Origin of the sequence: Mesorhizobium sp. SP-1A (genome assembly GCF_032460275.1) — a bacterium.
Lineage (GTDB): Bacteria > Pseudomonadota > Alphaproteobacteria > Rhizobiales > Rhizobiaceae > Mesorhizobium.
In genome coordinates this window covers 74,671-88,021 of record NZ_JAVXZD010000009.1, presented here as the reverse complement: position 1 = coordinate 88,021, position 13,351 = coordinate 74,671, and the positions used below count along the sequence as shown (strand labels likewise).

Below are 13,351 nucleotides of genomic sequence, written 5' to 3'. Positions count from 1 at the left end.
CGAAATGCGTAGCTTGCGGCATCCCGCTCTTATGACGACAGCGCCTGGCGGATGGCCCTAACGGCCGCCAGCGCCGTGCGGGTGCGGCCGGCGTTGACGAATTCCGGCCAGCTCGACAGGATCACCGCGGCGAACTCCGCCTCCGGGTCGATATAGACAAGCTGGCCGAACACGCCGCGCGCCATGTAGGCGCGGCGCGTGCCGTCCTCGACCCAGAACTGGTTGTGATAGGCGCCTTCCGGCAGCACCTCGTGATAGACGCCGCCGAACAGGTCCGGCCGGGCGCCCGAACGCGTCTCCTCGATCCAGGCGGCCGGAACGACGCGCCGGCCATTGATCTCGCCGCCGCCGAGATGCAGCAGCGCGAACCGGGCATAGTCGCGCAGGGTCGCGTTGAAGCCGCCGTCGCCAAGGGCATAGCCGGCCGGATCGACGGTGAAATAGGCATCCTCTTCGGCCCCCATCGGCGCCCACAATTCGCGGCTGACCAGCTCGGCCAGCGGCGCCGCGGCGGCCCGTTGCAGCACGAAGGACAGCACGTCCGTTTCGATCGAGCGGTAGCGGAAGGAGGCGCCGTGCGCACATTCGGACTCTTTCAGCGACAGGATCAGCTCCCACACATTGCCCGGCCAGCTCGGGTCCCTGCGCTCCTTCCAGCCGCAGGCGACGTCCATTTGCGCCATGTGGGAATCGAGCGCGGTGTAGGTCTCGTCGAAGACCACGCCGCTGGTCATGTCTAGCACCTGCTGAACGGTCGCGCCGCGATAGGCCGTCGCCTCCAGCTCCGGCAGATATTGCGTGACGGGCGCGGCCGGATCGACGATGCCGCGCCCGATCAGGATGCCGGCCACGGTTCCGACCACGGACTTGGCCACCGATTGCGACAGGTGCGGCGTGTGCGGCGTCATGCCGTTCAGGTAGCGCTCGGCGACGACCTTGCCGCGATGCAGCACCAGCATGCCGTCGGCATAGCTCGATTGCAGGAAGCCGCCGATCGTGTCGCGGCGGCCGTCCGCGTCGAAACCGACCGCGTCGATGTCCTGCGGGTTTTCAGGCAGCGGGCTCACGGGCCCCTGTCCGCGCCACACCTGCGCGGTCGGCACCATGTCGCGCACATGCTGGAACGTCCAGCGGTTCCAGGGCGCGCGGTCCCAGTCCATCCGGGGGATGATCGGCTTGCCCGGCATGGTCGGGTCGCGGAACGTGGGAGTGCTGGTCATTGCTCGACTTTCTCGTTTTTCGGGGAGGCGCGGACGGGTCAGTCCTTGCGGCGCAGATAGCTGCCGCCGACGAATTCGCCGAACAGGTTGCCCATGTCGCTCATCATGGCGAAGTTGCGCTTGGCCTTGGGGCCGAGCCGGGTGGCCACCGCGTCGATCATCAGGTTAAGCACGACGCCAAGGCTCGCCGTCGAATCCCAGAACGTCTTCACATGCGTGTGGGCCTCGAAGACGAAGCGCGTGTAGGCGAAGGCCCAATGGCTGAACTTGTCGGTGACGATGACGAGCGGCATCTCCAGCGCCTTCAGCTTTTCGGCCAGCTTGATGCCGCGCGTAGCATAGGCGGCGGTGTCCACCAGCACCACGAGGCTTTGCTTCGGATCGGCGTTGACGATCTCGCCGAAGGTGCCCGAGGCGTTGTCCACGAAGATGACGTTCGGGCGCGCCCAGAGCAGCCGGCTGGCAAAATCCATCGCCAGTCCTTTGGAGGCTTGGAAACCCACCACATAGATGGTGCGCGCCTTGACGAGCGCGCCGGCCGCCTCGTCCCACAATTCGGTGGTGGTCAAGGCATAGGCCTTCACGATGGCGTCCAGTTCGAGCCGCAGGCTCTCCTGCAGCGCCTGCTGGCGGCCTTCGCGCATCTGGAAGCGGGCCATGTAATCGTCGATGTCGCTGTCCTTTTCGGCGACGGAGACGCGCAGCCGGTTCTTGAGATCGCGCAGGTTCTCGAAGCCGAGACCGCGCACGAACCGGGTTACGGTCATCTCGCTGACGCCCACCGCCCGCGCGATGCTGTTTCCCGTCTCGAAGGGCAGCATCTGCATGTTGTCCAGCATATAGGCGGCGAGGTTCTGCTCGGATGGCGAGAAATCGGACATGCGCGCGCGCAGGATCGCTTCGAGGTCGATCTTCTCCTCGCCGCCGTTGGTCTTGCTGGCGCCTTTGCCGTTGCGCGTTCTAGCCACAGTCCCCGCTCCTAGAAATTGCCGGCATATATGGCCGGGATGCCCTGTCCCCAGATGCCGGGCCGGCCGGCCGACTCTTCCTCCAGTTGCCGCGCGACCGCAAGCAGATGGTCGTCGCGTCCGAAACGGGCAGCGAGCTGGACGCCGATCGGCAGGCCGTCCCGGCTGCGCCCGAGCGGCAGGGAGATGGCAGGCTGCCCGGTGCCATTGAACAGCGCGGTGAACGTCTCCTTGGGCGCCAGATCGTCGAACACGCCGTCCGCGTCGATGCCGGGCCGGTTGGGATCAAACGTCCCGACCGGCTCCGGCACGATGGTCGCGGTGGGCGTCAGCAGCAGGTCGTAGCGGGCGAGGAAACGGCCGAGCTGGCGCGTGATGTGATCGTATACGGCCAGCGCGTCGATAAGTTGCGCGGCGCTCAGGCCCAGCCCCCAGCGGTACAGCGCCAGCACGCTCGCGCCGAGCGCGTCCTCCAGTTTCCGGTTCATATGCCTTGCCATCGCCGGCATGTCGGCGGCGGCGTCCGCGGCCCAGATCACCTTCTGTGCATGGAGGAAAGCGGCATAGTCGAAGGCCGGCGAGGCTTCCTCGACGTGGTGGCCGAAGGAAGCGAGCCGTTCGGCCGCCGATTGCGCCACAGCCGCGACTTGCGAGTCGATCGGGACGCCCGACCATGACTGCGTGCACAGCGCGATCCGCAGCCCCTTCGGGACACGCCGCATGGCCTCGACGTAAGAGGTTTCGGGCGGGGTGATCTCATAGCCGTCGCCGGCGTCGGGACCGTGGCACAGGTCGAGCAATGCCGCCGTATCGCGAACCGAGCGTGTCAGCATGAAGGCCGTCCCCAGACCCAGAAGCGGCGCGTTCGCATGCGGAGAGCCGGTGACGCGGCCGCGCGACGGCTTCAGCCCGACCAGCCCGCAGAACGAAGCCGGATTGCGGATCGAACCGCCGCCGTCGCTGCCTTGAGCGAAGGGCACGATGCCGGCCGCCACGGCCGCCGCCGCTCCGCCGCTGGAACCGGCCACGCCGCGTTCCGGGTTCCAGGGATTGCGGGTCGCGCCGTAAAGGGGCGATTCCGTTGCCGCCGGCACGCCGAATTCCGAGCTGGTCGTGCGGCCGACATTGATCAGCCCGCCGGCGCGCAGCCGGGTCCACCAGACGGCATCATGCGCAGCGCGGAATCCCTCGGCCAACCGGCTGCCGAATTCCGCCGGCCGCCCCGCCTCGATCGGAAAATCCTTGGTCAGAGTCGGAATGCCGTGGAAAGATCCGGCGGCGGCCGTCTCCGGCAGGGCCTCCAGCGCATCGGGGTAGAGTTCGACGACGGCGTTAAGCGCGGGATTGACCGCAGCGACCGCCTGCTCCACGCAGCGGCCGAGTTCGCCGGGCGTGACCTCGCCCTTCGCCAGCAGGCGGGCGAGGCTGGTTCCGTCGAGGCTCGCATATTCGTCAAGTCGCATGGGTCGGGACCGATCCTGAAACGGGGGATGGTTGCGCGGAAGCCAGTTGAGCCAGCGAGCCGACGAGCTCTTGCGTGTAGGCGTCCTGCGGGGTCGAAAGCACCTGCCGGGCAGGTCCCTGCTCCACCACGCGCCCTCCCTTGAAGACATAGACGCGCTGGCACAGGCTCCCGACCACGGAGAGGTCGTGCGAGATATAGAGCAGCGTCAGCGACCTTTCGCGTTGGAGCCTGACCAGCAGCTCCAATATCTGCGCCTGCGTCGTGACGTCGAGCGCCGAGGTGATCTCGTCGGCGATGAGCAGTTGCGGCCTGAGCGCCAGCGCCCGCGCCAGGCCGACACGCTGGCACTGTCCGCCCGAGAGCTGGCGCGGCTTGCGGTCGTGCAGGGCGCGCGGCAACTCCACCAATTCCAGCAGCTCGTCGGCCTGTTTTTGCGCCGCCTTGCGGTCGGCCAGCCCGTGCCGCCAGATCGGCTCGGCTACCGCGTCCGCGATCGTCATGCGCGGGTTGAGCGAGTCGTAGGGATTCTGGAACACCATCTGCACGCGGCGGCGGAACGCCGTCAGCGCCTCGCCGGAAAGGGCGCCGACATCCTGTCCGTTCAGGCGGATCGTGCCGCCGCTCGGCCTGTTCTGGCGGATGATGGCGCGGGCCAGCGTGCTCTTTCCGGAGCCGCTTTCCCCGACGATGCCAACCGTCTCGCCGGCGGCGACCTGCATGTCGATGGCGTCGAGGGCGAGAAACGATCCGCTGCCGCCGATCAGGTCGCGGCGGACGGGGAAGGACACCGTGAGCTTCTCGACGCTGAGCAGCGGGACGCCCTGCTCCCGGCCGGCCGCAGCATAGGTCCTGCGGCCCGGCTGGGATTCGATCAGCAGCTTCGTATAGGGATGTTGCGGCCGGTGGATCACATCCTCGATCGGCCCCTGCTCCACCACCTCGCCGTTGCGCATCACCACCACGCGCGAACAGATGTCGGCCACGACGCCGAGATCGTGCGAGATGAGGATGATCGCCAGCCCGCGCTCGCGGTTGAGGTCCTTGAGCAGGTTGAGGATGCGGGCCTGCACAGTGACGTCCAGCGCCGTGGTCGGCTCGTCGGCGATCAGCAGTTTCGGCGCGCAGCCGATGGCGGCGGCGATCATGGAGCGCTGCTTCATGCCGCCGGAAAATTCGTGCGGATAGGCGCGCGCGCGCCGTTCCGGCTCGCGGATGCCGACGTCATCGAGCAACCGGACCGCGCGGCGCATGCCTTCGCGCCGGCCTATGCCGAGATGTCGGATCATGGGTGCGGCGATCTGCGCGCCGATGCGGCGCAGCGGGTCGAGATGCGAGGCCGGGTTCTGGAAGACCATGCCGATCTCGCGGCCGCGGATGGCGCACCAGTCCTTTTCGCCGAGCGCAAGAAGGTCGCGCCCTGCGAGCGTCACCTTGCCGCTGGCGCGCGCCGCGCCGGTCAGAAGTCCCATGACGGCGCGGCAGGTCACGGACTTGCCCGAGCCGCTTTCGCCGACTATGCCGAGGATTTCCCCCGGCCGCAGGTCGAACGAGACGCCCTTGACCGCCTCGAAGCCGCCGAAATCGACGGTGAGGTCCTCGACCTGGAGCAGCGGTGCTTGCGTGGTTTCCATGCCGTTCATGCCGTCGCCTGCCCGCGCTGCATCTGGCCGAGACCGTCGCCGAGGAACGCGAAGCCAAGGCCGAGCGAAATCGCCGCCAGGCCGGGGAACAGGCATATCCACCACGCCTGCTGCACGAAGGCCTGCCCGTCGGCGATCATCACGCCCCATTCGGCGAGCGGCGGCTGCGCGCCCATGCCGAGGAAGCCGAAGCTCGCGCCGGCCAGCATCACCAGCACCGCATCGCTGACCGCATAGGCGATGACGGGGCCGATGGCGTTGGGCAGGATGTGGCGGGTGAGGATCGCGACTGGCGGATAGCCGAGGCACCTGGCCGCCTGGACATATTCGCTCTCGCGGATCGTCAGCACCTCTGCCCGCACCAGCCGCGCGTAGCTGACCCAGCCGACCAGCGTCAGCGCGATGATGAAGTTGACCAGCCCCGGCCCGAGCACGCCGACGATCGCCAGCACCAGTACGAAGAACGGGAAGGCGACGGTCAGGTCGTAAACGCGCATGAAGACGCTGTCGACCAGGCCGCCGAAATAGCCGCTCAGCAGGCCGACCGTCGTGCCGATCAGGAGAGGCGGGAGCACGCCGACCACGCAAAGGAACATGTCGACCCGGCTGGCGGACAGGACCCGCGAGAACACGTCGCGGCCAACCTGGTCGGTGCCGAACCAGTGCGCCGCACTCGGCGGCGACAGCATGTTCAATATGTCGACGGCGTCGGGATCGTAGGGCGCGATCGCCGGGCCGGCCAGCGCCAGCAGCAGCCATCCGGAAAGGATGGCGAGCGCCACCGCCATGGCGGGCGTGATGCGGCGCGCGCGCGGCGCGGTCTGCGGCAATGTCGAGGCGTCGGCCATTCGCGATCTCCTCAAAGCCTGACGCGCGGGTCGATGAAGGCGGTGAGCAGGTCCACGGCCAGTGTGACCAGGACGGTCGAGACCGCGAACACCAGCGTCAGCCCCTGCACGACATAATAGTCGCGCCCGAGCAGCGCGTTGACCATCAGCGTGCCGAGGCCGGGCACGGCATAGACGGTTTCCACGATGATGGCGCCGCCGATCATGAAGGCCACCAGGACGCCGAGCAGGTTGAGCGTCGGTAAAACGGCGTTGGGCAATATGGTCCGCCAGAAAATCTCGCGCTCGCTCGCGCCCTGCGCGCGGGCGGCGGTGACGAAGTCGGCGGTGGTCTTTTCGATCAGCGCGGCGCGCAGGCTCTGGGTCAGCACCGGCACCAGCCAGACGGCGGTCGAAAGCGCGGGCAGGAAAAGATGATGAAGATGGTCGGTGAAGCCGGCGCCGTAGCCCGACACCGGGAACCAGCCGAGAGTGACGCCGAAGAAGCGCGACATCATGATGCCCAGCCAGAACACCGGAATGGTCAGGCCGGCGATGCCGACAAGGCGGATGACCTGGTCCGCGGTCCCACCCGGGCGGCGGGCGCCGAGGATGGCGAGCACGACCGTGGGCGGCACGGCGAGGCACACGACATAGACGGTCAGGAACAGGGTCGGCCATATGAACTGTCCGATGAGTTGGCTGACCGGCCGCTGGAATCGCAACGACAGGCCGATATCGCCGGAAGCAAGGTTCGCCAGATAGGTCAGGAACTGGCGCCAGAGCGGCAGGTCCAGCCCGTATTGGGAACGGATCGCCGCAATGGTTTCCGCGCTCGCCCGGTCGCCGGCCAAAAGCCGTGCCGGATCGCCGGGCGCCATGTGCACCAGCAGGAACGTCACTAGGCTGATGCCGAACAGCACGCCGATCAATTGCATCAGGCGCCGCGCGATGAGTTGCAGAAGGGCCAAGCCGGTTCTCCGATGCGGGATGCCGCGGCAGCCCCTTGGCAGGGGCGCCGCCGCGCTCCATGGCTCACTTTTTGAGGGTGGTGTCTTCCAGCGTCCACTGCAGCGAAGGCGTCAGCTTGAGGCCGTCGAGACGCTTGGAATAGGCGACCGCGTTCGGCGCGTAGTAGAGCGGAATCTGCGAAACCTCCTCCGTGGTGATCTTCTGGATCTCCTTGTAGATCTCGGCGCGCTTGGCCTTGTCGGACTCCTTCGTGCCCTGCTCCACCAGTTCGTCGACCTTCGGATTGTTATAGAAGGTGTTGTAGGAGTTCGAGCCGCAGCTTCCGCACACCGCCCAGCGCACCGCAAGGTCGGGATCGGGCGTTTCGTTGTACCACCAGTTGGCGGTCGCGTCGTAGTCGCCCTTGCCGGTGGCGTCCCACCAGGCGGCGCCGTCGACATTGACGATGACCGGCTTCAGCCCGATCGCCTCCCATTGCGCCTGGAGCAGCAGCGCCATCTGCTGCGCTGTTGCGTCGGCGGTCGCCAGGATCTTCACCTCGTGGCCGGCCATGCCGGATTCGGCGAGCAGTTCCTTGGCCTTGGCTGGGTCGAAGGGGATGCCGGGATAGTCGTCGTCGTGGAAGTCGATGCTGCCGGGCAGGGTCGTGTTGGCCGGCTGGGCGTAGCCGCGCGTGACGGCCTTGGCCATGGCCTTGTTGTCGATCGCCATGGCCGCCGCCTGCCGCGCCTTCATGTTCGAGAAGGGCTCGCGCTTCTCGCTGAGCAGCGTCATGTAGATCGTGGTCGAAGGCTCCAGCCGCATGTCGATGTTGTCGGCGACCTTCAGCGCGTCGATCTGCGCCCAAGGCACGACACGTACCACGTCGATCTCGCCCGCCTTCAGCATGGCGATGCGGGTTTCGGGCGACGCGATCTCGATCAGTTCGACGGCGGCGTCGGACTTGGGATAGCCCTTGCGCCAATAGTGCGGGTTCGGCTCCAGCACCAGTTTCTCGTTCGGCTTCCATTGCCGGACCTCGTACGGGCCGGAGGTGACCGGAACGGTGGCGAACGCCGCTTCCTCGCCACGCTTTTCGACATCGGCCTTGGACACGATGCCCATGTTCCAGATCTCGACATTGCCGAGGAACGGCGCGAAGTCCGATTTGAGCTGGACCACCACGGTCTTCGGATCGGACGCCGTAACCGACTCCACCGCGCCCAGCGGGGCCGGATAGGCCGACTTCTTGTCGGTGCGGATGCGGTCGAGGCTGAAGGCCACGTCGGCGGCCGTGATGGGCGAGCCGTCGGAGAACTGCGCGTCGCGCAGGTGGAAGGTGTAGGTCTTGCCGTCCGCCGAAATCTCCCATTTCTCGGCAAGGCCCGCCTCCAGCGCGCCGGTTTCGGAGTTGCGGCGCAGCAGGCGCGAATAGAGCTGGCCGTAGGTTTCGATGTTGCCGGCGGCCGCGGAACGCATCGGATCGAGCGTCGTGGTCTGGTAGGGCGAAACGACGCGGATGACATCGTCGGCGAAGGCCGGCATGGCCGAGCCCAGACCCATCGCGAGGAGGGTAGCCCCGCGCAACACCACACCCGCAGCCCGCTTACGGGATCTGCTCCAGCAATTCATCTCGTTTTCCTCCCGATCTTCCCATGTGCCGTTCGGCACTTCGGGAAAGCTATGTGATATTACTCACATCAGTCAACATGAAAGTTGAAAATCTAACATGATGGCCAGCCTGCATCCGCCGACATGACGACGTCCAGCATCGACACGGCGTCGATCGGGGCGCATAGTTGTCGGGATACATGTCCGGCGCGCTCCTCAATCCGGCAGGACCCGATCGGGCGAAAGCGGTAAAAGGGAAAGCACGCCTGTCGGGGCCAGGGTGACGCCGATTTCCGGACTGCCGTCAAAGATCGCTGCGGCCAGAGCGCAAGCAGCACCGTCAGGGGTGGCTCGACGGCTTTTTGGCAGCGCCTTCGCATGCGAAATCCGCAGCCGCCGTCGCAGCGATGGGAGGCGAATAGAAATATCCCTGTGCCATCACTTTTCCGAGCGTTCTCAGTGCATCCGCCTCGCCATGGGTTTCGACGCCTTCCACGATGCATTCCAGGTTCATGTCGCGGCTCAGCGCCAGAAGCGACTTCACGATCTTGTAGGCGGTGGGATTGCGGTCGATCCCGCTGATGAAGCTGCGGTCGATCTTTATTTTTGTCAGCGGCAGGGCGTGGAGGCGCGAAAAACTGGAATAGCCTGTGCCGAAATCATCCAGCGAAACGCCGCATCCCATCAGTCGCAGCATCTCGATGGACTGCCGAACCAGCTCGAAATCATGCAGGAAAGCCGTTTCGGTGATTTCCAGATCCAGGCGCCTGGGGTCGAAGCAACCCGTCTCGATGATGGCGATGACGGCCAGCACATTCTCGGGCGTGTTGAGGTCATGCGCCGACAGGTTGAAGGAAAGCCGCAATCCCTCAGGCCAGGTTGCAGCGGCGGTCAGCGCCTTGCGCAGCAAAGGGCGCGTGAGCGAGCCGATAATGCCGGCCCGCTCAGCGATCGGAATGAATTGGGTCGGCGAAACATTCCCGATCAACGGGCTTTCCCATCGCGCCAGCGCCTCGAAGCCGAGCGTCTTGCGGCTGTGCATGTCGACGATCGGTTGGAAGACGACGGACAGTTCGGTGTCGAGATTAGCGAACTTCATCGTCTGCTCGATGCGGGCTTCCCGGTTGAGCTTCTGCTCGTGCTGGGCGGAGAACAGCATGGCGGTGCCGCGCTGCGTTGCCTTGCCGTGATAGAGCGCATAATCCGCGTGTTCGTAGAGCTGAGCCGGCGATGTTGCCATTTCAGGATAGACGGCAACACCGATCGATCCCGATATCTGGACCGTCGCCTCGGGCAGGACAAACGGCAAGCCCAATGCGGCGCAGATCTCGCTGCCCAGTTTGCGAAGCGTGTCGTTGTCGGCGGCGTCGGTGATGATGAAGGCGAACTCGTCTCCGCCCAGACGCGCGAAGATGAGCGTGTCGTTGCAGAACGAGCTCTCGAGGCGGGTGGCGACCTCCACCAGAAGCCGGTCGCCCACCGTGTGCCCATAGAGATCGTTGACGGGCTTGAACCCGTCCAGATCGATGACACCCAGCGCAAGGCGGGTGTTCGTGCGTTCGGCCTGGTTGTAGGCGACATCCAGCCGGCTGAAGAATGCGCGTCGGTTCGGCAGCTTGGTCAGGCTGTCGAGGTTGGCCAGTATGAAGTTTTCGTCGCTCAATGCGGCGGTGCGCGTCTGCGCATTGACCATGCGGATGAAATCGCGGCTCTGAATGCGGATGACAATGGCGGACGCGACGGTGACGAGGGTTATGTTCAGCGCGATCGCGTAGGATGTGCGCGAATCCTGCCACAGCAGGAACAGGACAACGGAGGTGCCGGCAATCGCAGCCAGGATCAGCGCCGAATAGCGTCCATGGATCAGGCAGAACATCGTGCTGATCAGGGAAATGGTGAGATAGAAAACGACATGGCCCTTCGCCTGCTCGTCGCCGTAAGGGAACAGCGCGATAGCCCAACTGGTGAAGGCCACCGCCAGTATCGCGGTCATGATCGGAAGCCGCCTCAACTCCCTCTTTGCCCGGGCCGGCGTGAGCAGCTTGCCCTGACTGCGCCACCACACCGCCAGGCGAAGCCCGCATACGACCGTAAGTCCTGACGATACGTAGAACGTCAGCCAAAACGGCGCTTGATGCCAGAAGCTTGCGGCCAGCATCCAGCTGTTCACCACGAGAATGAAATACATGAGCGGAACAAGCCGCGAAAGCGCGGAACATTGCGCAACGGAAATGGACGGGTCTTCTGTCGGAATAAAAAGGGCGTGCGCAAAGTTTTTGAATGTGTTCTTGCCGGTCAAGGCAATCTCCTTCGCACGCTATTCTCGATACGCCGACAGATGCGCTCTCACCCTTCAATTGGTAATGACCGAGTGTTAAAATGCTCTTTTTTTGAGCGAAGTTTTGAGGAAAATAATAGTAGGTCTTAATGTCCTAAGTCTTATGAACATTAGTTCTTTCTAAGAATCTCATATGAATTTTCTGATTGGTTTCTTTTGCCACAGTGCTGCGTGCAGAGGATGACAGCCGGTCGGCGAAAGCCGCCCTGCTGTCGATGAGCACGATTGGATTGGTGGCGATATCCGCCGCCTCCGTGGCGTCGCACCACAGGCAGCGACCATTGTTCGGCGAATTTCGCCTGTTTTGCCACTCTGCGTGCCAGCGGAATTTTCCAGGCACCGGACGGCACAAGCGCCGGAGCAACCTACAGCGAGAGCCGGTGGCTTCCAATTACCGGGTGGACGTCGTCGTCAGCCGGCCACGGCTCGGTGCCGCGCGCCGGCATGCCGATCAGGCGCAGAAGGCCTGCGCGGCGGACGGCTCCCAGCTCACCCAGACCGGCTGGCCCGGGCGCAGCCCGTCGGCGGCGACATGGCCGAAGGGAAGCCGCACGGACAGCCGCTCGCGCGTCTTCGTCTCGGTCAGCACATGGGTGTTGTTGCCCAGGAAGGTGATATCCACCACCGTCACCGGCAGGCCGGCGCTGCCGTTCGGCGCCTGTGACAGCGATATGCGCTCGGGCCGCAGCATGACCGCCGCTTCGTTGCCTTTCGTGGGCGCGCCATGCACCGAGACCGACGGCACCACGAGGTCGCCGCCGATGCGGATGTCGGCATGCCTGCCGTTGACGGCTTCCACCTGCCCTTTCAGGAAATCGCTGTCGCCGATGAACTCGGCCACGAAGCGTGTGGCGGGATCGGCATAGAGCTCGGACCCGGTGCCGACCTGGTCGATCACGCCCTTGGAGAACACGGCGATGCGGTCGGACAGGCGCAGCGCCTCCTCCTGGTCGTGGGTGACATAGAGGATGGTCACGCCCGTCTCCTGATGGATGCGGCGGATCTCGAACTGGATCTCCTCACGCAGCTTCTTGTCGAGCGCCGACAAGGGCTCGTCCATCAGAAGCACCGGCGGGTCGTAGGCGAGCGCGCGGGCCAGCGCCACGCGCTGCTGCTGGCCGCCCGACATCTTGGCCGGCATGCGGTCCTCGAAGCCTTCCAGCCGCACGAGCTTCAGCACGCGGCGCACGGTGGCGTCGATCTCGGCCTTCGGCTTGCGCCGCACCCGCAGCGGAAAGGCGATGTTCTCGCCGACCGACAGATGCGGGAACAGCGTGTAGCGCTGGAACACCATGCCGATATTGCGCTTGTGCGAGGGCGTGTCGAGCAGGGTGCGGCCCTGAAGCAGGATGTCGCCGGAGGTCGGCTCCTGCAACCCGGCCAGCACATAGAGCGTGGTGCTCTTGCCCGAGCCGGACGGTCCGAGAAAGGTCATGAACTCGCCCTTGGCGATATCGAGCGTCACGTCGGTCACGGCGACGACGTCGCCATAGACCTTGCGCACGTTCCGGATCTGGAGAAACGGGGTCGTCATCTTTTCATTCCCTTGCGCACCAGCACCGCGGCGAGCATCAAGATTATCGTGAACAGGACAAGCAGCGTGGAGGCGGCGGCGATGACCGGCGTCAGGTCCTGCCTGAGCGTGGTCCAGATCTTGACCGGCAGGGTCTGCAGCGTCGGGCTAGCCATGAAGATTGCCACCACCACCTCGTCCCAGGAGACCAGGAAGGAGAACACCGCCGCCGCGAACAGCCCGTGGCTGATGGCCGGCAGCGTGACGCGGAACCGCGCCTCCCACGGTGTCGCGCCGCACAATATGGCCGCGTCCTCGATCGACTTGTCGAACCCCTCCAGCGCGTTGCTGATGGAAATGACGGAGAAGGGCAGCGCCAGCACCAGATGCGCCAGCACGAAGCCGAGCAGCGTGCCGTTGAGCCCGACCTTGAGGAAGAAGGCGTAGAGCGCGACGGCCAGCACCACGACCGGCAGGATCATCGGCGTGATGAACAGCGCCCGCAGCGCCTCGCGGCCACGGAAGGAGCCGCGCGTCAGCGCCAGCGAGGCCAGCAGACCGATCACCACCGACAGCACGGTGACGCAGAAAGCGATGCGCGCGCTGGTCCAGGCCGATTCCAGCCAGCGCGGGTCGGCGAGCAGCTCGCGATACCAGCGCAGGGTCCAGCCGGGCGGCGGGAAGATCAGCCATTGCGAATTGCCGAACGACAGCGCGGCGATGAAGACGATGGGCAAGAGCAGGAAGAGCGCCACCAGCACCGTGATGGTCATGAGCACCCATTTCCAGGCGCCGAGGCGGTCGAAATCGAGCAGCAT

At 65.4% G+C, this 13,351-nt stretch carries 10 protein-coding genes; all 10 read right to left on the bottom strand.

Going from position 1 to position 13,351, the window contains the following annotated elements:
- Positions 1 to 29 precede the first annotated feature (29 nt).
- Positions 30 to 1,220: a serine hydrolase gene (locus QU595_RS26940; RefSeq protein WP_315927803.1), complete on the bottom strand. Its 1,191-nt coding sequence runs from the start codon at positions 1,218 to 1,220 to the stop codon at positions 30 to 32.
- Between the two features lie 38 nt (positions 1,221 to 1,258).
- Positions 1,259 to 2,188: a MurR/RpiR family transcriptional regulator gene (locus tag QU595_RS26935; RefSeq protein WP_315927801.1), complete on the bottom strand. Its 930-nt coding sequence runs from the start codon at positions 2,186 to 2,188 to the stop codon at positions 1,259 to 1,261.
- Positions 2,189 to 2,199: 11 nt separating this feature from the next.
- Positions 2,200 to 3,651, bottom strand: a complete 1,452-nt coding sequence (locus QU595_RS26930; RefSeq protein WP_315927799.1) for an amidase — start codon at positions 3,649 to 3,651, stop codon at positions 2,200 to 2,202.
- Positions 3,641 to 5,293, bottom strand: a complete 1,653-nt coding sequence (locus tag QU595_RS26925; RefSeq protein WP_315927797.1) for an ABC transporter ATP-binding protein — start codon at positions 5,291 to 5,293, stop codon at positions 3,641 to 3,643. The genes QU595_RS26930 and QU595_RS26925 overlap by 11 nt, the downstream gene beginning before the upstream one ends.
- Positions 5,290 to 6,141 (bottom strand): ABC transporter permease, encoded by an 852-nt coding sequence (locus tag QU595_RS26920; RefSeq protein WP_315927795.1) that lies wholly within the window; start codon positions 6,139 to 6,141, stop codon positions 5,290 to 5,292. Before QU595_RS26920 ends, QU595_RS26925 begins: the two co-directional genes overlap by 4 nt.
- A gap of 11 nt (positions 6,142 to 6,152) precedes the next feature.
- Positions 6,153 to 7,091, bottom strand: a complete 939-nt coding sequence (locus QU595_RS26915; RefSeq protein ID WP_315927793.1) for an ABC transporter permease — start codon at positions 7,089 to 7,091, stop codon at positions 6,153 to 6,155.
- Positions 7,092 to 7,155: 64 nt separating this feature from the next.
- Positions 7,156 to 8,703: an ABC transporter substrate-binding protein gene (locus QU595_RS26910; protein ID WP_315927791.1), complete on the bottom strand. Its 1,548-nt coding sequence runs from the start codon at positions 8,701 to 8,703 to the stop codon at positions 7,156 to 7,158.
- A 319-nt stretch (positions 8,704 to 9,022) separates the two neighbouring features.
- Complete coding sequence (locus tag QU595_RS26905) at positions 9,023 to 10,870, bottom strand: putative bifunctional diguanylate cyclase/phosphodiesterase (protein WP_315927789.1); 1,848 nt, start codon at positions 10,868 to 10,870, stop codon at positions 9,023 to 9,025.
- Between the two features lie 601 nt (positions 10,871 to 11,471).
- The gene (locus tag QU595_RS26900; RefSeq protein ID WP_315927787.1) at positions 11,472 to 12,554 is read right to left on the bottom strand and encodes an ABC transporter ATP-binding protein; all 1,083 of its coding nucleotides are present in this window, start codon (positions 12,552 to 12,554) and stop codon (positions 11,472 to 11,474) included.
- Positions 12,551 to 13,351 (bottom strand): ABC transporter permease, encoded by an 801-nt coding sequence (locus QU595_RS26895; RefSeq protein ID WP_315927785.1) that lies wholly within the window; start codon positions 13,349 to 13,351, stop codon positions 12,551 to 12,553. The genes QU595_RS26900 and QU595_RS26895 overlap by 4 nt, the downstream gene beginning before the upstream one ends.